Annotated in this window: 22 protein-coding genes and 1 pseudogene; 19 read left to right on the top strand and 4 right to left on the bottom strand. The window is 72.0% G+C overall.

The genetic code is table 11. From position 1 onward, the window contains the following. The first annotated feature begins 5 nt into the window (after nt 1–5). A complete protein-coding gene (locus tag P2424_RS20545; protein WP_276477222.1) occupies nt 6–431 on the top strand; it encodes a ribonuclease in 426 nt (141 codons plus the stop codon). A gap of 96 nt (nt 432–527) precedes the next feature. On the opposite strand, the gene P2424_RS20540 is transcribed toward P2424_RS20545, so the two are convergent. Next, nucleotides 528–1235 carry a hypothetical protein gene (locus tag P2424_RS20540; RefSeq protein WP_276477221.1) on the bottom strand — a complete coding sequence of 236 codons (708 nt, stop codon included), beginning with the start codon at nt 1233–1235 and terminating at the stop codon, nt 528–530. Further along, nucleotides 1232–1759 (bottom strand): sigma-70 family RNA polymerase sigma factor, encoded by a 528-nt coding sequence (locus tag P2424_RS20535; protein ID WP_276477220.1) that lies wholly within the window; start codon nt 1757–1759, stop codon nt 1232–1234. The genes P2424_RS20540 and P2424_RS20535 overlap by 4 nt, the downstream gene beginning before the upstream one ends. A 583-nt stretch (nt 1760–2342) precedes the next feature. Between P2424_RS20535 and P2424_RS20530 the strand changes: the two genes are divergently transcribed. The 4 genes from P2424_RS20530 (at nt 2343) to P2424_RS20515 (ending at nt 5974) form a co-directional block, all read left to right on the top strand. Then, the gene (locus tag P2424_RS20530; protein ID WP_276479045.1) at nt 2343–3272 is read left to right on the top strand and encodes a sugar kinase; all 930 of its coding nucleotides are present in this window, start codon (nt 2343–2345) and stop codon (nt 3270–3272) included. A gap of 85 nt (nt 3273–3357) precedes the next feature. Next, nucleotides 3358–3990, top strand: coding sequence for a bifunctional 4-hydroxy-2-oxoglutarate aldolase/2-dehydro-3-deoxy-phosphogluconate aldolase (locus tag P2424_RS20525; RefSeq protein ID WP_276477219.1), 633 nt, complete (start codon nt 3358–3360; stop codon nt 3988–3990). 149 nt (nt 3991–4139) lie between these two features. Then, nucleotides 4140–5369 (top strand): cytochrome P450, encoded by a 1230-nt coding sequence (locus P2424_RS20520; RefSeq protein WP_276477218.1) that lies wholly within the window; start codon nt 4140–4142, stop codon nt 5367–5369. Nucleotides 5370–5479: 110 nt separating this feature from the next. Then, entirely contained in the window at nt 5480–5974 is a 495-nt protein-coding gene (locus tag P2424_RS20515; protein ID WP_276477217.1) for a GNAT family N-acetyltransferase, read from the top strand. Nucleotides 5975–6066: 92 nt separating this feature from the next. Here the strand turns inward: P2424_RS20515 and P2424_RS20510 are convergent, their stop codons facing one another. Next, nucleotides 6067–7089, bottom strand: coding sequence for a Gfo/Idh/MocA family oxidoreductase (locus tag P2424_RS20510; RefSeq protein WP_276477216.1), 1023 nt, complete (start codon nt 7087–7089; stop codon nt 6067–6069). Nucleotides 7090–7232: 143 nt separating this feature from the next. On the opposite strand from P2424_RS20510, the gene P2424_RS20505 reads away from it, so the two are divergent. From P2424_RS20505 to P2424_RS20470, 8 genes and pseudogenes are all read left to right on the top strand, one after another. Beyond that, nucleotides 7233–7952: a GntR family transcriptional regulator gene (locus tag P2424_RS20505; protein ID WP_276479044.1), complete on the top strand. Its 720-nt coding sequence runs from the start codon at nt 7233–7235 to the stop codon at nt 7950–7952. 232 nt (nt 7953–8184) lie between these two features. Next, nucleotides 8185–9180, top strand: a complete 996-nt coding sequence (locus P2424_RS20500; RefSeq protein WP_276479043.1) for a sugar ABC transporter substrate-binding protein — start codon at nt 8185–8187, stop codon at nt 9178–9180. Next, nucleotides 9177–10280 (top strand): ABC transporter permease, encoded by a 1104-nt coding sequence (locus tag P2424_RS20495; RefSeq protein WP_276477215.1) that lies wholly within the window; start codon nt 9177–9179, stop codon nt 10278–10280. The genes P2424_RS20500 and P2424_RS20495 overlap by 4 nt, the downstream gene beginning before the upstream one ends. After that, nucleotides 10277–11074 carry an ATP-binding cassette domain-containing protein gene (locus P2424_RS20490; RefSeq protein WP_276477214.1) on the top strand — a complete coding sequence of 266 codons (798 nt, stop codon included), beginning with the start codon at nt 10277–10279 and terminating at the stop codon, nt 11072–11074. The genes P2424_RS20495 and P2424_RS20490 overlap by 4 nt, the downstream gene beginning before the upstream one ends. Nucleotides 11075–11289: 215 nt before the next feature. Then, nucleotides 11290–12384, top strand: coding sequence for an ROK family glucokinase (locus tag P2424_RS20485; protein ID WP_019357145.1), 1095 nt, complete (start codon nt 11290–11292; stop codon nt 12382–12384). Nucleotides 12385–12443: 59 nt separating this feature from the next. Beyond that, nucleotides 12444–13013, top strand: coding sequence for a hypothetical protein (locus P2424_RS20480; protein WP_276477213.1), 570 nt, complete (start codon nt 12444–12446; stop codon nt 13011–13013). Nucleotides 13014–13161: 148 nt separating this feature from the next. Then, nucleotides 13162–13476: pseudogene (locus tag P2424_RS20475) on the top strand (FAD-binding oxidoreductase); the annotation flags it as partial. A 101-nt stretch (nt 13477–13577) separates the two neighbouring features. After that, complete coding sequence (locus P2424_RS20470) at nt 13578–13907, top strand: plasmid stabilization protein (protein WP_276477212.1); 330 nt, start codon at nt 13578–13580, stop codon at nt 13905–13907. 31 nt (nt 13908–13938) lie between these two features. Here P2424_RS20470 and P2424_RS20465 read toward each other — a convergent pair whose 3' ends face one another. Beyond that, nucleotides 13939–14166, bottom strand: coding sequence for a hypothetical protein (locus P2424_RS20465; RefSeq protein WP_276477211.1), 228 nt, complete (start codon nt 14164–14166; stop codon nt 13939–13941). Nucleotides 14167–14436: 270 nt separating this feature from the next. On the opposite strand from P2424_RS20465, the gene P2424_RS20460 reads away from it, so the two are divergent. The 6 genes from P2424_RS20460 to P2424_RS20435 all read left to right on the top strand — a co-directional run bounded on the left by P2424_RS20460 (nt 14437) and on the right by P2424_RS20435 (nt 19708). Then, nucleotides 14437–14829 (top strand): hypothetical protein, encoded by a 393-nt coding sequence (locus tag P2424_RS20460; RefSeq protein WP_276477210.1) that lies wholly within the window; start codon nt 14437–14439, stop codon nt 14827–14829. Next, complete coding sequence (gene ligD, locus P2424_RS20455; protein ID WP_276477209.1) at nt 14826–15833, top strand: non-homologous end-joining DNA ligase; 1008 nt, start codon at nt 14826–14828, stop codon at nt 15831–15833. The genes P2424_RS20460 and ligD (P2424_RS20455) overlap by 4 nt, the downstream gene beginning before the upstream one ends. Next, nucleotides 15830–16732 (top strand): non-homologous end-joining DNA ligase, encoded by a 903-nt coding sequence (gene ligD, locus P2424_RS20450; RefSeq protein ID WP_276477208.1) that lies wholly within the window; start codon nt 15830–15832, stop codon nt 16730–16732. The genes ligD (P2424_RS20455) and ligD (P2424_RS20450) overlap by 4 nt, the downstream gene beginning before the upstream one ends. Nucleotides 16733–16909: 177 nt before the next feature. Then, entirely contained in the window at nt 16910–18214 is a 1305-nt protein-coding gene (gene pcaC, locus P2424_RS20445) for a 4-carboxymuconolactone decarboxylase (RefSeq protein ID WP_276477207.1), read from the top strand. Beyond that, nucleotides 18204–18881 carry an MBL fold metallo-hydrolase gene (locus tag P2424_RS20440; protein ID WP_276477206.1) on the top strand — a complete coding sequence of 226 codons (678 nt, stop codon included), beginning with the start codon at nt 18204–18206 and terminating at the stop codon, nt 18879–18881. Before pcaC ends, P2424_RS20440 begins: the two co-directional genes overlap by 11 nt. A 47-nt stretch (nt 18882–18928) precedes the next feature. Next, nucleotides 18929–19708 carry an exodeoxyribonuclease III gene (locus P2424_RS20435; protein WP_019357141.1) on the top strand — a complete coding sequence of 260 codons (780 nt, stop codon included), beginning with the start codon at nt 18929–18931 and terminating at the stop codon, nt 19706–19708. Nucleotides 19709–19730: the final 22 nt, after the last annotated feature.

The raw sequence follows: 19730 nt of genomic DNA, 5'->3' as shown, positions 1-19730 counted from the left end.
GTGGCATGACGTTCCCCCCACGCTGGACCCGTATCGGCGCCGCCGGAGCCCTCGCCGCCGCGATGCTCGTCGGTGGCCCCGCCCTCACCACCGCCTCGGCCGCGCCCGCCGCGCACCCCGCGGCCGCGGCGGCGCGGATCGCCGCCGTCGGCGACATCTGCGCCTCCGAGCTCCCGTCCGAGGCCCACGACACCCTGGACCTCATCGAGCAGGGCGGCCCCTACCCCTATCCGCAGGACGGCACGGTCTTCGAGAACCGTGAGGGCATCCTGCCCGACCACGAACAGGGCTACTACCACGAGTACACCGTGGAGACCCCCGGCTCCGAGGACCGCGGTGCCCGACGCATCGTCACCGGGGAGCAGCAGGCGGAGGACTACTACACGGCCGACCACTACGCCTCCTTCGACCTGGTCGACCACACCTGCTGACGGACTCGCCCCCACACCGACCCCGCAGGCGGCCGTCGCCCCGTACCAGGGCGACGGCCGCCTGCGGGCGCGGCGCTGACCGCTCGTCGTACCGGGTCAGATTGAGCCGCAGCCGTTCAGCCGCAGGGCCAGCTCGTGGTCGGGGCGGCACACGAGCATCTCGTCCGCGTTGTCGATGGTGGCCAGCCGGTAGACCTCGTCGATCAGAGCGGCCACATACCCGGACGCCAGGCTGCCGTTGCGCCACTCCCAGGCGGCGAACCTGCGCAGGCCGTAGAGGAACTCCTCGTCCACCATCTCCGGGGTGTCCATGCTCTTCAGCATCTCCAGCCAGTGCTCGGCCTCGGGTGTCTCGCCCCGCCCGAGGTGGTGGAGGTGCAGGCAGAAGGCGGCGACGCGCAATCCGGCGCCGGCGGCGAACTGCCACCAGAACTGGGCGCTGTCGTGATGCCGGGCCAGGTAGAGCATGCAGGCGAAGAGGTGCGCACCGTCCACGTCGATCTCGGTGAGGTCGCTGACGCGGACCAGGAGCATCCAGTCGTCCTGCTCGCCGCCGTAGTTCTTCTTCTCGCCGATCGCCTCGGCGAGACGTTCCAGATGCGCGGCAGCCCCGGGGTGCTCCAGCGCCCAGCGCACCACGACCGTCAACTGCTGTCCGGCCACTGCGGGGAGATCGCGCAGCGGGACCAGTCCGGAGTCCTCGGCGAGCCGGCGCAGCGCGGTGGGCTCGTCGAAGATGCGCTCCTCGGCGCGCAGCGCCCGGCCCAGGGAGCCCAGCATGCTCTCGACGCGGCTGCCGGTCACTTGGGATCCTTCCTGTGCTTCACGTGCGAGGGGACGGCTTGCTCCAGGCGCTCCTTGGCCTTGCGGCAGTGGTAGTCGACGGTGCGGGTGGTCACCCCCAGGTACCAGGCGATCTTGCTGGTCTCCAGGTGCATCACGTGCTTGAGGACGACGGCGTCGAACTGGCGCGGAGGCAGTTTCCGCAGCGCTCGGAAGAGGCCGATCTCCTCGTCCGGCTCCAGGCGGGAGAGGCCCTCCCGGAAGGAGTTCAGTTCCTGGGAGACCACGGTCTTGCGGAAGATCGCCCAGACCTCGCCCTGCATGTTGCTCGACTGCAGCAGTTCGTCCCAGAGGTTCAGGATCTCCAGGAACGCGCGGTGCACGGTGGCTTCGGCGGCCTGCCAGTTTCCGGACACCACGCGGGCGTACTGGTGGAAGTCCGCCTGGTTGGCCACCCAGAGGGCCTCGAACTCCAGCGGCAGCGGCAGCGGCGCCGTCTCCGTGGCCGTGCCGAAGACGATGTGCGGGTGGGCATCTTCGCTCATGGGTCCTCTTCGTCGAGGGGTGGAAGCGACAACCTGTGAACAAGTCACGTCGTATCGCGTGTGCATGACGACCACTCAACCCCCGAAACACCGCCCACACGCATACCGATGGGCATGGAAATCACACAGTGCTGCCACGGGTGGGCGCACCGTGATGAGGTACTCCTCGGGTAGTCGCTCATGAGCTGGAGCTTCGATGCCGCCCTTCCCGCAAGGTCTACACCTCTCGCTCCGCAGTGCGTGACGTATGCCATATCAGGCATATGCGTATCGACTGCGGAGCGCCCGCTCCTGCGTCGCGGTCCTCGCCGAGTCGGGCCCGGTACGGCAGGGGGAGGCTGCCGTCCCGGCGGCCGCGTCCTCCCGGCCGGGGAGTGTGGCAGAGGTCGGCACACCGCACGCCCGATCGGCTACCTTCGACTCGCCAGGTGAGTCGACGCCGTACCTGAGGTTGTCGCGCCACCCGGGGGTGGCTTACCCGGCGTGAGCGGGTAACGTTCCCCACAGAGAGTGATGCGCGGGCGGTAGATATGGGGAGTCAACGGTGAGAAACGGCCCGGAAGCGGTTACCTGCGGTGAGGCCATGCTGCTGATGCTCGCCGAACCCGGCCTCCCCCTGGAACGCGCGACGCACTTCCGGCGTTCCGTGGCCGGGGCCGAATCCAACGTCGCGGCCGGACTCGCCAGGCTGGGCCACTGGGCACGGTGGATCGGCCGGGTCGGGGACGACCCCGCGGGCGAGGCCGTACTGCGGGAACTGCGGGCCGACGGCGTCGACGTCTCCTGCGCCGAGATGGACCCGGAATCGCCGACCGGACTGCTGCTGCGCGACAGCCACCCCCGCCGCGCCGTCGACGTGCAGTACTACCGGACCGGTTCGGCCGCCTCGCTGCTCAGCCCCGCACAGATCACCCCCGAGGCGTTGGCCGGTGTGCGGCTCGTGCATGTCACCGGTATCACCCCGATGCTCTCCGAGGACGCCGAGAAGGCCACCCATGCCCTGATCGAAGGCGCCCGGCAGGCCGGCGCCACCGTCTGCTTCGACCCCAACGTGCGGCGCAAACTGGGCACCGACCACGAGTGGATCCGGCGCGTCGGTCCGCTGCTGCGCGAGGCCGATCTCGTCCTCGCCGGCGAGGACGAGATCGAACTCCTGCTGGGCGCGGGCCCGGACGAGGGCGCCAAAGCCCTGCTGACGCTCGGCCGGGCCGGCACGGTCGTGGTCAAGCACCGCGACCACAGCGCGGTCGCGCACACCGCCGAAGGCCAGTGGCGGCAGGAGCCCTTCGAGGTGCCGGTCACCGATCCGGTCGGCGCGGGCGACGCGTTCGCGGCCGGCTGGCTCTCGGCCCGGCTGCGCGGGCTGGACCACCAGCGGGCCCTGGCCGAGGCCGCGTGCGTGGCGGCGCTCGTCGTCCAGGCGCCCGGCGACATCGACGGCCTGCCCACTGCCGCCGCCCGCGACCGCGCGCTCGCGGCGTTCACCCGCGGCACCGACCCGGTGCACCGCTGACGCTGCTACCGGCCCCGCTTCCGCAGGGTCCGGCGCGGTGCCGGCCGGCCGACATCCCACAGACCGAGAGAGGCGGCGAACTGCCGTGTACCGCTGGGAGATCACCAGAGCGGCGCTGGAACAGCGCGTCCTCGCCATCGTCCGCGCGGACAGCTACGAGAAGGCGGCCGCGACGGCCGACATCCTGCTCGCCGCCGGGCTCACCAGCCTGGAGGTCTCGCTGACCACGCCCTATGCGCTCGACGCCATCAGCACGCTGCGCCGCGAGACCGGCGAGGACTCGGTGATCGGCGCGGGAACCGTTCTGGACAGCGCCTCGGCCCGCCTCGCCGTCGACGCCGGTGCCCGCTTCCTCGTCGCGCCCGCCCTGGACGAGGAGGTCATCCGCACCGGGCACCGCTACGGGGTTCCCGTGTTCCCCGGCGTCGCCACCCCCACCGAAGCGGTCCGGGCGCTGGAACTGGGCGCCGACGGGCTCAAACTCTTCCCCGCCTCGCAGCACGGGCCCGGCTGGCTGCGGGACGTGCGCGCAGCGCTGCCGCAGGCGCCCTTCCTGCCCACTGGTGGCATCACCCTGGAGGAGGCGCCCGAATGGATCGCCGCGGGCGCCGTCGCCTGCGGCATGGGCTCCGCGCTCAGCGACGGCCACGACCGGGAGACGACCACCAAGCGGGTCACCGAACTCCTCAAGCGCCTCCAGGACGCCGCACCCGCCTGAGCAGCGCACCGGGGCCCGCCCGGAGACGGAAACGGGCCGCCCGTCCGTCGGCGGATCGGGGCGGCAGCCCTCCGCCGGTGGACGGGGCTGCCCTCGCCGGCCGAAAACGCCCCGGTGACCCGTCGCGTACCCGCTTCTAGGCTCTCCCCATGGCTGACCGGAGTGTGCTGGACCTGACCCCGGACACGGACGGCATCGTCGACCTCGCCGTGCTGGGGGACGACTTCGTCCGCGACCCCTACCCCGTCTACGCCGCGTTGCGCCGCCGCGGCACCGTGCACCATGTGCGCACCCCGGAAGGCGCGCTCGGCTGGCTGGTGGTCGGCCACGAGGCGGCGCGGGCCGCCCTGAACGACCCGCGGCTCTCCAAGGACTGGGCCAACGCCTCGCCGGAGGCCGGAACCCTCTCGATCTCCCCCGGCACCCACATGCTGATCAGCGATCCGCCCGACCACACCCGGCTGCGCAAGCTGGTCAGCAGGCAGTTCACCCCGCGTCGGATCGCCGCGCTGGAGCCCCGGATCAGGGAGCTGACGGCCGGGCTGCTGGACCGGATGCTGGCAGACCCCGACGGGCGCGCCGACCTGGTCGAGGCGCTCGCCTTCCCGCTCCCGATCGCGGTGATCTGCGAACTGCTCGGCGTGCCGGACCTGGAGCGCGAGCGGTTCAGCGCTTGGAGCGACCACGTGCTGAGCGCGGCCCCGGAGGAGGAGAAGCGCGGCTCGGTGGAGGCGCTGAGCGGCTATCTGACCGACCTGCTGGAGCGGCAGCGCGCACGCCCGGGCGAGGACCTGCTCAGCCTCCTGATCCGGACCAGCGACGAGGACGGCGACCGGCTCTCCACCGGCGAACTGCACGGCATGGCCTGGCTGCTGCTGGTGGCCGGGTACGAGACGACGGTGGGGCTCATCGCCAACGGCGCGCTCGCGCTGCTGTGCCACCCCGACCAGCTCGCCGCACTGCGCGCCGATCCGGCGCTGCTCGACGGAGCCGTCGAGGAGATGCTCCGCTACGACGGTCCGGTCGAGATGTCCACCTACCGCTTCACCCGTGAACCCCTGGAGATCGACGGCACCCTGATCCCCGGCGGCGGGCGGCTCGTGCTGCCGGTCCTTGCCGACGCCGACCGGGATCCGGCGCGCTTCCCCGAGGGCGACCGCTTCGACATCCGCCGGGAGAGCGGCGGCCACCTCGCTTTCGGGCACGGCATCCACTTCTGCCTGGGTGCCCCGCTGGCCCGCCTGGAGGCTCGGATCGCCTTCGAGATGCTGCTGGAGCGCACCGACCGGCTGGAGTTGGACGCCAGTCCCGCCGCACTGGAGTGGCGGCAGGGCACCGTGCTGCGCGGGGTGAAGAGCGTGCCGGTACGGTTCGGCTGACCAGTGCGTTCCCGGCCCGGGAGCGCGATCGGGTGCGGGCTGTGCTCCCGGCAGGGGGACGTGTTGTGAAGCATGGACACAGGTCCGTACCAGGCTCGTAGGGTACCGGCATGCGGATCAGTCAGTGCCGGGAAGAAGACCTCGAACTGCTCGAGGCGCACAAGCCGCTGCGCGGGGCGGCCACCCCACACGAGGCCCGCTACGCGCGGCAACGGCAGGGCAGCGCCACGTTCCTGCTGGCCTGGCAGGACCGGCGGCCGGTCGGCAGCTGCGAGATCAGCTGGGCGGGGTGCGAGGCGCCCGAGGTGCGGGCAGCGCATCCCGGCTGCCCCGAGGTGCACGGGCTCGGAGTGTGGCACGGGGCCCTCCGCTCCCAGAACATCAGCACGGCGCTCCTCCGTGAGGTGGAGCGCCTCGCCGGGGAGCGGGGCTGTCGCGCGGTCGGGCTCGGCGTCGAGAAGAACAATCCGCGGGCGAGCGCCCTCTACGGCCACCTCGGCTATCGCGATTCCGTGCCGTACCTGGACTGCTGGAGCTACCAGGACGGGGCCGGGGTGGTCCACCGGGTGGCCGACGCCTGCCTGTTCATGGTCAAGAAGCTGTGACCGCCCTCCGGGCGCGCCGGTACCTCGGCATGCCCGGAGGGCCCGTCGCCGGGGTGCCGGCACCGGGGCCCACCCGGTGGGCGGGCCCCGGCTCAGCCGGTCCGGGAGGGCTCGGCGCCGTCGAGTGCGGCCGGCTCCACCGGGGCGCCGGTGGCGCGGGACAGTTCGCAGGCCTCCGCGGCCAGCAGCGCAGCGAGGGCCTCGCGCCCGTCGCAGGGGTTGGGGATCTCGCCGCGCAGGGCGCGGACGAAGGCGGCGATCTCGGCCTCGTACGCCGGCCCGAACCGCTCCAGGAAGCCGGGCCACGGCCGCTCCGGCGGTGGGGGAGCGGCCGGTTCCAGTGAGGTGAGCGGGGTGCGTGTGTCCAGCCCGACCGCGAACTGGTCCCGTTCTCCCGCGAGCTCCATCCGCACGTCGTAGCCCGCGCCGTTCATCCGGGTCGCGGTGGCGGTGCACAGGGTGCCGTCGTCCAGGGTGAGGAGCGCGGCCGCGGTGTCCACGTCGCCCGCCTCGGCGAACATGGCGGGGCCCGCGGCGGAGCCGGTGGCGTAGACGGAGACGATCTCCCGCCCGGTCACCCACCGCACGGCGTCGAAGTCGTGGACGAGGCAGTCGCGGTAGAGCCCTCCGGAGTGCGGCAGGTAGGCGGCGGGCGGCGGCGCCGGGTCCGAGGTCATCGCCCGTACCGTGTGCAGCCGGCCCAGGCGGCCCGCGCGCACCGCCTCCCGGGCGGCCGTGTATCCGGCGTCGAAGCGCCGCATGAAGCCGATCTGCAGCAGGGTTCCGGCCGCCGCCACCTCCGCGAGCGCCGCCCGGGTGCCGGCCGGGTCCAGGGCGATGGGCTTCTCGCAGAAGGCCGGCAGTCCGCGCCGGGCCGCGGTGCGGATCAGTTCGGCGTGCGAGGCGGTGGCCGAGGCGATCACGACCGCGTCGAGCTCCGCGGCGAAGAGGTCCGCCACCTCGGGTACGGCGGTGGCGCCGAGTCCGGCGGCCACCTCACGGGCGCGTGCGGCGTCCGCGTCCGCGACCACCAGTCCGCTCACCTCGGGATGCGCGTCGAGAGTGCGCGCGTGCAGGGTGCCGATCCGGCCGGTGCCGATGAGTCCGATGCGCATGGGCCCACGCTCGCCCGTGCGCTCCGCACTGTCAATGTTTTGTCTTTTCGTCCTGACAATCGAATGTACGGTTCACGCGACCGCCGAAGGGCACTACGCTCCCGTTCGTGGCCAAGAATGATCCGGTGGACCTGCAGCTCAGTGTGGACCGCGCCAGCCCCGTCCCGCTCTACTTCCAGCTCGCCCAGCAACTGGAGAGCGCCATCGAGCGCGGCAAGCTGGCGCCCGGAAGCCTGCTGGGCAACGAGATCGAGCTGGCCGGCCGCCTGGGGCTGTCCCGCCCCACCGTCCGGCAGGCCATCCAGTCGCTGGTCGACAAGGGACTGCTGGTGCGGCGCCGGGGCATCGGCACCCAGGTCGTGCACAGCCAGGTCAAGCGTCCCATGGAACTGAGCAGCCTCTACGACGATCTGGAGGCGGCGGGCCAGCGTCCGGCCACCCGGGTGCTGCGGCACGGCGTCGAGGAGGCGTCGGGGGAGGTCGCGGCGGCCTTGGGGGTGCCCGAGGGTGCCGAGGTGCGGCTGGTGGAGCGGCTGCGGCTGGCGCACGGGGAGCCGATGGCGCACATGCGCAACCATCTGCCGGTGGATCTGCTCACTCCGCGGGAGGGCGAGCTGGAGACCACGGGCCTCTACCGGCTGATGCGCGGAGCCGGAGTGACGCTGCACTCGGCCCGGCAGTCGGTGGGGGCGCGGATCGCGGACGCCGCCGAGGCGGAGCTGCTGGGGGAGGTCGAGGGTGCTCCGCTGCTGACGATGGAGCGCACCACCTACGACGACACCGGGCGCGCCGTCGAGTACGGCTCGCACCTCTACCGCGCGTCCCGCTACTCCTTCGACTTCCAGCTCCTGGTGCGTCCCTGAGTCCGTGAGAGGTGCCGCTGTGCGAGAACCCCGTGCCGACGACGTTGACGGCCGTCCTGCGCGCCGCTACACATCCCGGTCGGAAGGGGTGGCCGCGGGCCCGGTGGGGGGTTTCCGGCCACCGTGGCGGATATGTGTGCGAAGATCCAGGGCGGTTCCCGACCGTATACCTACCCAGAGAGCAGGACAGGTGGCCAGCGTGCAGAGGTCCCGGCGAAGGTTCCGCAGGTCCATACGTACGACAGGGGCCGCGGTGGCGGCGACGGCCGTCGCGCTGACCGCGCTCGCCGGGTGCAGCAGCACCGGCGGCAAGCGGGCGGAGGAGGCACGCGAGCAGGCGGCCTCGGGCAAGGCCAATGTGTCCACCCCGCGCTGGAAGGTCGCCATGGTGACGCACTCAGGCGACGGGGACACCTACTGGGACATCGTGCAGAGCGGCGCCGAGCAGGCCGCCGCCAAGGACAACATCGAGTTCCTGTACTCGCATGACAAGGAAGCCGGCCGCCAGGCGCAGCTCGTCCAGACGGCGATCGACAAGAAGGTCGACGGCCTGATCGTCACGCTCGCCAAGCCGGACGCGATGAAGCGCGTGGTGAAGAAGGCCGTGAAGGCCGGAATTCCGGTCATCACGATCAATTCCGGCCAGGAGGTCTCGCAGGACTTCGGTGCGCTGACCCATATCGGCCAGGACGAGGTGCTCGCGGGTGAGGCCGTCGGCCGCGAGCTGAACGAACGGGGCCGGAAGAAGGCCGTCTGCCTCATCCACGAGCAGGGCAACGTCGGCCACGAGCAGCGCTGCGACGGCATCAAGAAGACGTTCGACGGCAAGATCAAGAACCTGTACGTGGACGGCACCAACATGCCCGGCGTGCAGTCGTCGGTCGAGGCCAAGCTCCAGTCCGACAAGAAGATCGACGCGGTCGTCACGCTCGGCGCGCCCTTCGCGGCCACCGCGGCGAAGGCGAAGGAGAACGCGGGCAGCGAGGCCGAGATCGACACCTTCGACCTCAACGACAAGGTCGCCGCCGGGCTGCAGGACGGCACGATCGGCTTCGCCGTCGACCAGCAGCCCTACATGCAGGGCTACGAGGCCGTCGACCTGCTCTGGCTCTACCGCTACAACGCCGACATGCTCGGCGGCGGCAAGCCCGTGCTCACCGGCCCGCAGATCCTCACCAAGAAGGACGCGGGCAAGCTGGCCGAGCTGACGAAGCGGGGCACCCGATGACGGCCCCGGCCCGGCCCGGCGGCCAGGACGCCCAGGACGGCTCCCCGCAGCCGGCGGACTCCCGCCCGCCGGCCCCCGCGGCGGCCGACGAGCGGCTGGTGCACCGTCCGCTGGCGGTGCGGCTGCTGCGGCGTCCGGAGCTGGGCGCCGTGGTCGGCGCCCTCGCGTTGTTCGTGTTCTTCGCGCTGGTCGCGGACAGCTTCCTGCGCCCCTCCAGTCTCTCCACGGTCCTCTACTTCTCCTCCACCCTGGGGATCATGGCGGTGCCGGTGGCGCTGCTGATGATCGGTGGGGAGTTCGACCTGTCGACCGGCGTGATGGTGACCTCCTCAGCGCTGGCCTCCTCGATGTTCAGCTACCAGATGACGGCCAACACCTGGGTCGGTGTCGGGGTGTCGCTGCTGGTCACGCTGGCCATCGGGCTCTTCAACGGGGTCATGCTCACCCGCACCGGACTCCCCAGTTTCATCATCACGCTGGGCACCTTCCTGATGCTGACGGGGCTCAATCTCGGCCTCACCAAGCTGATCAGCGACAAGGTCACCACCAAGAGCATCAGCGACATGGAGGGCTTCGACTCGGCCAAGGCCGTCTTCGCCTCCACGCTCACCCTCGGCGGCGTCGATCTGCAGATCACCATCGTGTGGTGGCTGCTGCTGGTCGCGGCGGCCACCTGGATCCTGCTGCGCACCAGGGTCGGCAACTGGATCTTCGCGGTGGGCGGCGGGGTGGACGCGGCCCGCGCCGTCGGTGTCCCGGTGGCCCGCACCAAGATCGGTCTGTATCTGGGCGTCGCGTTCGCCGCCTGGATCTCCGGGCAGCACCTGCTGTTCAACTACGACGCCGTCCAGTCGGGCGAGGGCGTCGGCAACGAGCTGATCTACATCGCCGCGGCCGTCATCGGCGGCTGCCTGCTGACCGGGGGCTACGGCTCCGCGGTCGGCGCCGCCGTGGGCGCCCTGATCTTCGGCATGGCCAACAAGGGCATCATCTACGCGCAGTGGGACCCGGACTGGTTCAAGTTCTTCCTCGGCGCGATGCTGCTGCTCGCCACGCTGCTGAACGCGTGGATCCGGAAGCGGGCGGAGGCGACCCGATGAGCGAGGTACAGCCGGCTGACGACGGGGCGCTCGTCGAGCTGTCCGACGTCAGCAAGTTCTACGGCAACATCCGGGCCCTGGAGGGCATCTCCCTGACGGTGCGGCCCGGGGAGATCACCTGTGTGCTCGGTGACAACGGGGCGGGCAAATCCACCCTGATCAAGATCATCTCAGGGCTGCACCAGCACGACGACGGCACCTTCCGCATCCAGGGTGCCGAGACCCGGCTCTCCTCCCCACGCCAGGCGCTGGACCGCGGTATCGCCACCGTCTACCAGGACCTGGCCGTGGTCCCGCTGATGCCGGTGTGGCGGAACTTCTTCCTCGGCTCCGAGCCGACGATCGGCCGCGGGCCGCTGCGCCGGCTCGATGTGCAGCGCATGCGGCGCACCACGCACAGCGAACTGCTGCGGATGGGCATCGACCTGCGCGACGTCGACCAGCCGATCGGGACGCTGTCCGGCGGCGAGCGGCAGTCCGTCGCCATCGCCCGCGCCGTGCACTTCGGGGCCAGGGTGCTGGTGCTGGACGAGCCCACCGCCGCGCTCGGGGTGAAGCAGAGCGGGGTCGTGCTCAAGTACGTCGCCGCAGCCCGGGACGCCGGCCTCGGCGTCGTGCTGATCACCCACAACCCGCACCACGCCTTTCTCGTCGGGGACCGCTTCGTGCTGCTCAAGCGCGGCGCCATGGCCGGGTCCTACGTGAAGGACGGGCTGGAGCTGGAGGAACTGGTGCGGCAGATGGCGGGCGGATCCGAACTGGACCAGCTCAGCCACGAACTGCAGCGCGACTGAGCCCCGGTGCCCCGGGCCCGCCGGCCGCGTGCCGGTGCGGGCCCGGCGGTGCCCGGGACTCCGAGCGCCCGTGCGCCGGACGACGTACCGTTGACCCCTGGCAGCAGCGGGCGCACCCGTGAGACCCCTCCCAGAGAGACGACCACCTCTTGAACGCGGACAGCTTTCAGCGAGCAGACCGGGTCCACCGACGGCGGACGGGCCCCAGCCCGAGCGTGCTGAGGACCGTCAGCACGCGTGAGCGCCGCTCCCATCTGTCGGCACCCCGCGTTCCCACCGTCGGTATCGACATCGGCGGCACCAAGGTCATGGCCGGTGTCGTGGACGCCGACGGGGTGATCCTGGAGAAGGTGCGGGCCGAGACGCCGGAGAAGTCGAAGAGCCCGAAGGTGGTCGAGGACACCATCGCGGAGCTGGTGCTCGACCTCTCGGACCGGCACGACGTGCACGCGGTAGGCATCGGCGCGGCGGGGTGGATCGACGCGGACCGCTCCCGGGTGCTGTTCGCGCCGCACCTCGCCTGGCGCGACGAGCCCCTGAAGGACGCGCTGACGGCGCGGCTGGCGGTGCCGGTGATGGTGGACAACGACGCGAACACCGCGGCGTGGGGCGAGTGGCGGTTCGGCGCCGGGCGCGGCGAGGACCACCTGGTGATGATCACGCTGGGCACCGGGATCGGCGGCGCCATCCTGGAGGACGGCCGGGTCAAGCGGGGCAAGTACGGGGTGGCCGGCGAGTTCGGCCATATGCAGGTGGTGCCCGGCGGCCATCGGTGTCCGTGCGGCAACAGAGGGTGCTGGGAGCAGTACAGCTCCGGGAACGCGCTGGTCCGGGAGGCCCGCGAGCTCGCGGCCGCCGAGTCGCCGGTCGCCTACGGCATCATCGACCGGGTGGGCGGCCAGGTCGGCGACATCACCGGACCGCTGATCACCGAGCTCGCCCGCTCCGGCGACGCCATGTGCACGGAACTCTTCCACGAGGTCGGCTCCTGGCTGGGGGTGGGGCTGGCGAATCTGGCGGCTGCCCTGGACCCGTCCTGCTTCGTGGTGGGCGGCGGGGTGAGCGCGGCCGACGAACTGCTGATCGAACCCGCCCGGGAGGCGTTCCGGCGCCAGCTCACCGGCCGCGGTTACCGGCCGGAGGCCCGGATCGTGAAGGCGCAGCTGGGCCCCGAGGCGGGTATGGTCGGTGCTGCGGACCTGGCTCGGCTGGTGGCCCGCCGCTTCCGGCGTGCCAACCGGCGCCGGCTGGAGCGCTACGAGCGCTACGAGCGGGCGGCGGACAACCTGCGCCGGGCCGTCGGTCAGTGACGGGGCCGGGACCGCCGCCCCGCCGAACATCCACCACACTCTCCGAGACGCCCAGCGCCATGCTGCACACCGACGACAGCCCCCGCCCCTCCGCATCCCGCGAGCGCCCCCCGCACCGGCCCCGCCACCGCCTCGCCGTACTGGCGATCGTGGTGTTGCTCATCGCGCTGCCGGCCGGCTACCTGGTGCAGTCGGCGTTCAAGAGCCGCGCCAGCGGCAGGGACAAGGAGCGCGCCGCCGCCGCGACCAGCCTCACCTACGCGCGGCCTCCCAGGGTCAGCCAGCGGATCTACAGCGTCCCGGTACCGGTCTCCTCGACCCGGGTGGCCTTCTACGAGGCGAACGCCTGGCAGAAGAGCACCATGTGGGTGCAGTTCCGCACCAGCCCCAAGCGGCTCACCGAGTTCCTGCAGGACATCGGGAGCAGCCGCACCGAGCTGACCGAGGGCGAGGTCGCCATCAGCGGACGCAAGGCCAGAGTGGTCGGCTGGCGGTTCGACGAGCCCAGCAGCCACTATCGGAGCCTGCGACTCGACCAGCCCGGGAGCGAGCCCGACCTGGTGGTCACCGTGGACACGACATACCAGAGCAGGCCCCGCGTCTACGTCGTCTCCACCGCCGAGTTCTGAGTCCGCGCCCGTTTTCTGCGCCACGGACGCGCCTGGCGTGCGGGAACCGGCCAACGGCGTGCCGGTGCCGGAGCCGTCCAGCCTCGGATGCGTCGCTGCGCGTGTCTCCCTCCGTCCGGCGCGCAACAGCGGCTCCCGTGCCGGACGGGTGCCGGAGAACGGCTTCGAGCTGGCGCGGGCGCTGGTGGGCAGCGAAGGCACCCTGGTGACGGTGCTGCGTGCCGAGCTGGATCTGGTGCCGGTGCCGCCGTTCGAGGCGCTGGTCGTGCTCGGGCACGAGGACATCTGCGCGGCGGCCGACGAGGTACCGCAGATCCTGGAGCGCAGCTCCCCCCAGCAGTTGGAGGCCCTGGACGGGCGGATGGCCCAGCTGATGCGCGAGGAGCGCTCCCATCTCGCCTCGCTGGAGGAACTGCCACGCGGCGGCAGCCGGCGGCTGATCCAGTTCAGCGGCGAGGACCGGCGAGGCCGTCGACCACGGACGTGGGCAACGGGCGGGGAGACGTTTAACGGGCCGGGTGCTGCCCACCCGGCAACGCAACGAGACGGCAGCGAGGAGGAACCATGCCCGCGGGATCGAGCCGCAAGCGAGAGCGGCAGTACGAAGACATCAAGGAAAGCCAGAAGAAGCGCGGCGCCTCCGAGAGCCGGGCAGAAGAGATCGCCGCACGCACAGTGAACAAGGAACGCGCCCAGACGGGTGAAGCCCGCCGGGCAAGCCGTACCTCAGTCCAGGACAAGCCCGCCTCGCGACGCGGCGGCGAGCGGTCGGGGAAGGGCAAGGGGCCCATCAGCCCCACCCGGGACCAGCTGTACGACGAGGCACGCCGACAGGGCGTCGAGGGCCGCTCCAGCATGAACAAGGACCAACTCGCCCGGGCCGTCCGCCGCTGAACCCACGCCCGCGCAGGTGGACCCCAGCCGGTCAGCCGCCCGAGTCGTCGCCTTCCCAGCTGTAGGGCCCCCCGCCGCGCCACTCGAAGACCCTGGGGTCCTCGAACTCGGTGGCCGCGGCGTCGAGCCCCGCGCCGTTCAGGAGTTCCACCAGGTCATAGAGACTGAAAGCGCGGCCGAGTTCCTGCCCGTCCAGCAGCACCCGGCGCCCGCCCCCGCCCTCGGGTGGGTACACCACGATCGGTGGGGAGGGAGTCATGCCCCCAGTGTGCGCCACAACCGGCCGTCCGCAGGTCAGCCCCGCCCGGGCCGCAGCCTTTCTTCAGCCCTGGCGAGCGACAGGTGTGGGGGAGCCACCCAGGTGCCCGGCGCAGCCGGCCTGAGCCCCGCATACGGAAGAGCCGGCCCGGAAGAGCCGGCCCCACCCCCGCGCCGACCGGTGCTCTTGCCGACCGGACGCGCATCCGAAGCCCATCGGGCGCACACCCCTTGAACCCTCGCCCCACCTCATACCCGCCAGGGAGTGACCGTGAGCAGCGAACACCCCTCCGCCCAGCACCCCGCGCCGGGGTATCCGCAGCTGCAACAGCGCCACCCCGGCGACACGGAGCCCATGGAGCCCCGCCCCGACCACCTCACCCTCGGTGAACCGGCGCACCGCACCCGGTGGTGGCTGACCGGCCAGGAGCCGACCGCGCTGCGCGCCTACGCGCGGGAGCACGCCGACCGGAGCAGGCGTTCTGGCTGTTCGGCGCCCGGCCGGCGGAGCTCGCTCAGGGCGCGGCGCCCGCTCCGCGCGGCGAGCGGCGCCGACGGGGGGAATCCCCCGCCACACCGCCGCCACAACCCGGTCAGCACCCAGCTCGAGTCCGTGCCGACCGGCAGGACCGAGGCCCGGATCGAACGGGAGGGCCGGCCGTGAGCACCCCGTTCGACATCCTCGCCCCGCAGGCCGCCCGCCGGCTCCGCCCGCAGCAGCCACCCCGCCGTCTCTCACCCATGTCGGCCACCCTGACCGACCAGCACTTCTCCGACCCGGGCTGGATCTACGAGCGGAAACTGGACGGCGAACGGGCGCTGGCCTACCGCCACGGCGACCGGGTCCGCCTCGCCTCCCGCAAGGACCAGGACCTCAACCGCCCCTACCCGGAGCTGGCCGAGGCACTGGCCGCCCTGGAGTGCGAGGACTTCGTGGTGGACGGCGAGATCGTGGCCTTCGAGGGCAGGCTGACCAGCTTCTCGCGACTGCAGGGCCGGATGCAGCTCACCGACCCCGAGCAGGCCCGCGCCACCGGCATCGCCGTCTACTACTACGTCCTGGACCTGCTTCACCTCGAAGGGCAGGACACCACCCGGCTCCCGCTGCGGGACCGCAAGCGGCTGCTGCGCCGGGCACTGCGCTTCCAGGACCCGCTGCGCTACCTGCCGCACCGCAACGAGCACGGTGAAGCGTACTTCGACCAGGCGTGCCGCAAGGGCTGGGAGGGCCTGATCGCCAAGCGGGCGGACGCGCCCTACCGGCAGGACCGCTCCCGGGACTGGCTCAAGTTCAAGTGCGTCAACCAGCAGGAGCTGGTCATCGGCGGATACACCGAACCCCGCGGCAGCCGCAGCCGCTTCGGCGCCCTCCTGGTCGGCTACTACCGGGACGGCGACCTGGTCTACGCCGGCAAGGTCGGGACCGGATACGACCAGGCCACCCTGGACCGGCTCGGCGACAGGCTCGAGGAGCTCGAGCGGTCACGGTCCCCGTTCGCCGACGCCGGGCAGATCCGTGAATCCGGCGCCCACTGGGTCGCCCCCGAACTGGTCGCCGAGTTCGGCTTCACCGAGTGGACCGTGGACAGCAAGCTGCGCCACCCCCGGTTCCTCGGCGAACGGCAGGACAAGGACCCGCGAGAGGTCGTCAGGGAGCAGCCGTCATGAGACTCACCTTCGGTTCGTACGTCGTCGACGTCAGCAACGAGGACAAGCTCTTCTTCCCCGACGACGGCATCACCAAGGGCCAACTGGTCCGCTACTACGCCGATGTCGCCCCCACCCTGCTCCGCCACGCCGCCGGCCGGCCAGTCGCGATGAAGCGCTACCCGGACGGCATCAAGGCCCAGGCCTTCTTCCAGAAGCGCGCCGGCGACCACTTCCCCGACTGGCTGGACCGCCTCGAGGTACCGCTGCGCAGCGACGGCACCGCCAACCACGTCATCCTCCACCGCGCCGCCGACCTCGCCTACCTCGCCGACCAGGGCTGCGTCACTCCGCACCTGTGGCTCTCCACCGCCGCACGCCTCGACCACCCCGACCGGCTCGTCTTCGACCTCGACCCCTCCACCACCGACCTCGCTCCCGTACGCACGGCCGCCCACGCCGTCCACGACCTGCTCGCCGACGTAGGGCTGCCCGCATACGCCATGACAAGCGGCTCCCGCGGCTATCACGTCTACGTCCCGCTCGACGGCGGCGCCGACTTCGACACCGCACGGGACTTCGCCCATCGCGTCGCCGAAGCAGCTACCGCCCGGCACCCGGGCACCCTCACCACGGCCCAGCGCAAGGACCAGCGCGGCGACCGGGTCCTCATCGACTACCTCCGCAACGCCTACGGTCAGACCTCCGCAGCTCCCTACGCCGTCCGCGCCCGCCCCTCCGCCCCCGTCGCCACCCCGCTCGAGTGGTCGGAGCTGGACACCACCGACCCGCGGGACCACACCCTCACCTCCCTCCCCGACCGGCTGGCACACCACGGCGATCCCTGGTCGGGGATGGCCGCCCATGCCCGCTCCTTGACAGAACCGGCACGCCGGCTCGCGAAACTGCGCGAAGAGTAGCCCCCCTGGCCTGCGCTTCCCCGGAGGCGGCGCGTGCAGCCTCGCCGGGGCGGGGGCCGGAAGGCCGCCCGCCGGGGACGTGGAGGACCTGCGCCCGGCAGCGGAAGCCTGCGGCGGTCTCGTGGAGGCCGAGACCCCCGTGCCGTGGGATTCTGTGCGATATGGGAGCGTGAGCAGGTGAGCGACACAACCGCCAAGACCCTGCAGCACCGCCTCGACGGGCCGGAACGTGCCCCGCTGCTCGTCCTCGGCCCCGCCCTCGGCACCACCTGGCACATGTGGGACCGGCAGATCCCCGAGCTGACCCGGAACTGGCGGGTGCTCAGATTCGACCTGCCCGGACACGGCGGCTCCCCGGCCTACTCCGCGGACTCCGCCGACGCCTACGCCGAGCGGCTGCTGGCCACCCTCGACCAGCTGGGCATCGAGCGCTTCGGCTACGCGGGCTGCTCCCTCGGCGGCGCGATCGGTATCCAGCTCGCGCTGCGTGCCCCGCAGCGCGTGACCTCGCTCGCGCTGATCTCCTCCTCGCCCCGGTTCGCCACCGCGGACAGCTGGCGGCAGCGGGGAGTCGTCATCCGGACCAACGGGCTCGATCCGATCGCCCGCACCACCCCCGACCGCTGGTTCACCCCCGGCTTCGCCGCCGCGCAGCCCGCCATCGTCGAGTGGGCGGTGCAGATGGTCCGCACCACCGATCCCGGCTGCTACATCGCCGCCTGCGAGGCGCTGGCCTCCTTCGACGTCAAGACTTCGCTGGACCGGATAGGGGTGGGCACGCTGGTCGTCGCCGGAGCCGAGGACCAGGTCACCCCGCCCGCCGAAGCCCGGGCGCTGGTCGCGGGCATTCCCGACGCGCGGCTCGCGATCGTGCCCGGGGCCTCGCATCTGACGCCCGTCGAGCAGCCCGGAGCCGTCACCGACCTGCTCATCCGGCACTTCACCACCACCTGGCAGGACTCGGCAGCCGGTCCGCCCGCTCCGGCACCCGTCATCAGCCCCGTACCGCCGCAGGCGTCCGCGGTCGCCGAACTGGAGTCAGGAGCCGCGGCCGCGCTGCGCACCGACGCCTACGACGCGGGGATGAAGGTGCGCCGCGAGGTGCTCGGCGACGCCCATGTGGACCGCTCCCTGGAGCGGGCCGACGACTTCACCGAGGACTTCCAGAACTTCGTCACGCGGTACGCCTGGGGCGAGGTGTGGACCCGTACGGGGGTCGACCGGCGCACCCGCTCGGTGATCACCCTGACCGCGCTGGTGGCCCGCGGCCATCTGGAGGAGTTGGCCTTCCACATCCGGGCCGCGCTGCGCAACGGGCTGACCCCCGCCGAGATCAAGGAGGTGCTGCTGCAGATCGCGGTCTACTGCGGGGTGCCCGCGGCCAACTCGGCCTTCGCCGTCGCCCAGCGGGTGATCCGGGAGGAGACCACCCCGGAGGACCACCGGCAGCCGCCGGAGGAGAATGCGCCCCATGGGAACTGATGCCAACGACACCCCGCTGAAGCTCACCAAGCAGGGCCACGCCAGCGTCCGGCTGGAGAAGGACGGCCGCACCCTCGTCATCGACCCGGGCGGCTTCAGCGAGCAGGAGGCCGGGCTGGGCGCGGACGCGCTGCTCGTCACGCACGAGCACCCCGACCACTTCGACGAGCTGCGGCTGCGCGCCGCCATGGAGGCCAACCCGGAGGCGGAGATCTGGACACTGCGCAGCGTCGCAGACCAGCTCTCCGGCGCCTTTCCGGGCCGCGTCCACACCGTGGGCCACGGTGACACGTTCGAGGCGGCCGGATTCGAGGTCGAGGTGCACGGGGAGCTGCACGCGGTCATCCACCCCGACATCCCGCGGATCACCAACATCGGCTTCGTCGTCGACGGCCTCGTCTTCCACCCCGGCGACGCGCTCACCGTCCCCGAGCGGCCCGTCAAAACGCTGCTGCTGCCGGTGTACGCGCCCTGGAACAAGTACGCCGAGGTGCTGGACTACGTGCGCACCGTCAGCCCCGCACAGGTCTACGACGTGCACGACGGCCTGCTCGGCGACCTCGGGCTGGCCTTCTTCGGCCGGATGCTCGGCGAGGGCGGCCCCGGAACGGGTGGCGCGGCGCACACCCAGCTTCGGCCCGGCGAGAGTGTCCGACTGGCGCGGTAGCCTGCATTCTGCCGGGGGACGACCCCCGTGACCCCGACGGAGTCCGCATGCGAATTGCCACCTGGAACGTCAACTCGATAACGGCCAGACTGCCCCGCCTGACGCAGTGGCTGGAGTCCGCCCAGCCCGACGTGCTCTGCCTGCAGGAGCTCAAGGTGTCCGACGACGCCTTCCCGCAGCAGGAGCTGCGCGCGCTCGGCTACGAGTCGGTCGTCAGCGCGCAGGGCCGCTGGAACGGCGTCGCCGTCCTCTCCCGCGTGGGTATCGAGGACCCGGCGCTGGGCCTGCCCGGTGCGCCCGCGTGGGAAGGCGCCGTCGAGGCCCGCGCCGCCGCGGCCACCTGCGGCGGGGTGCGCGTGTGGTCCCTGTACGTACCCAACGGGCGCGAGGTGGGGCACCCGCACTACGAGTACAAGCTGGAGTGGCTGGCGGCCCTGCGGGACGCGGCGGAGAAGTTCGCCTCGGCCGCGACGCCGTTCGCGGTGCTGGGCGACTTCAACATCGCGCCCACCGACGAGGACGTCTGGGACATCGCCGAGTTCGAGGGCGCCACCCATGTGACCGCCCGGGAGCGGGAGGCGCTCGCCGCCCTGGAGGCGGCGGGCGTCTCGGACGTCCACCCGCGTCCGCTGAAGTACGACGTGCCGTTCACCTACTGGGACTACCGGCAGCTCTGCTTCCCGAAGAACCGCGGCATGCGGATCGACCTCGTCTACGGGAACGAGGCGTTCACCACGGCGGTCTCGGACGCCTACGTCGACCGGGAGGCCAGGAAGGGCAAGGGCGCCTCCGACCACGCTCCGGTGGTGGTCGACCTGGAGGTGTGACGCCCCGCGCTTCCCGGCCGGG

Origin of the sequence: Streptomyces sp. WMMB303 (assembly GCF_029351045.1) — a bacterium.
Taxonomy (GTDB): Bacteria; Actinomycetota; Actinomycetes; order Streptomycetales; family Streptomycetaceae; genus Streptomyces.
The sequence above is the reverse complement of the archived record's forward strand: the minus strand, read 5'-3'. Positions and strand labels throughout refer to the sequence as shown.

What these genes read in the sequence shown, in the direction of transcription:
- P2424_RS20545 (WP_276477222.1), top strand. Translation starts at nt 6, where the DNA reads ATGACGTTCCCCCCACGCTGGACCCGTATCGGCGCCGCCGGAGCCCTC.
- P2424_RS20535 (WP_276477220.1), bottom strand. Translation starts at nt 1,759, where the DNA reads ATGAGCGAAGATGCCCACCCGCACATCGTCTTCGGCACGGCCACGGAG.
- P2424_RS20530 (WP_276479045.1), top strand. Translation starts at nt 2,343, where the DNA reads ATGCTGCTGATGCTCGCCGAACCCGGCCTCCCCCTGGAACGCGCGACG.
- P2424_RS20520 (WP_276477218.1), top strand. Translation starts at nt 4,140, where the DNA reads ATGGCTGACCGGAGTGTGCTGGACCTGACCCCGGACACGGACGGCATC.
- P2424_RS20515 (WP_276477217.1), top strand. Translation starts at nt 5,480, where the DNA reads ATGCGGATCAGTCAGTGCCGGGAAGAAGACCTCGAACTGCTCGAGGCG.
- P2424_RS20510 (WP_276477216.1), bottom strand. Translation starts at nt 7,089, where the DNA reads ATGCGCATCGGACTCATCGGCACCGGCCGGATCGGCACCCTGCACGCG.
- P2424_RS20495 (WP_276477215.1), top strand. Translation starts at nt 9,177, where the DNA reads ATGACGGCCCCGGCCCGGCCCGGCGGCCAGGACGCCCAGGACGGCTCC.
- P2424_RS20490 (WP_276477214.1), top strand. Translation starts at nt 10,277, where the DNA reads ATGAGCGAGGTACAGCCGGCTGACGACGGGGCGCTCGTCGAGCTGTCC.
- P2424_RS20480 (WP_276477213.1), top strand. Translation starts at nt 12,444, where the DNA reads ATGCTGCACACCGACGACAGCCCCCGCCCCTCCGCATCCCGCGAGCGC.
- P2424_RS20470 (WP_276477212.1), top strand. Translation starts at nt 13,578, where the DNA reads ATGCCCGCGGGATCGAGCCGCAAGCGAGAGCGGCAGTACGAAGACATC.
- P2424_RS20465 (WP_276477211.1), bottom strand. Translation starts at nt 14,166, where the DNA reads ATGACTCCCTCCCCACCGATCGTGGTGTACCCACCCGAGGGCGGGGGC.
- ligD (WP_276477208.1), top strand. Translation starts at nt 15,830, where the DNA reads ATGAGACTCACCTTCGGTTCGTACGTCGTCGACGTCAGCAACGAGGAC.
- P2424_RS20440 (WP_276477206.1), top strand. Translation starts at nt 18,204, where the DNA reads ATGGGAACTGATGCCAACGACACCCCGCTGAAGCTCACCAAGCAGGGC.
- P2424_RS20435 (WP_019357141.1), top strand. Translation starts at nt 18,929, where the DNA reads ATGCGAATTGCCACCTGGAACGTCAACTCGATAACGGCCAGACTGCCC.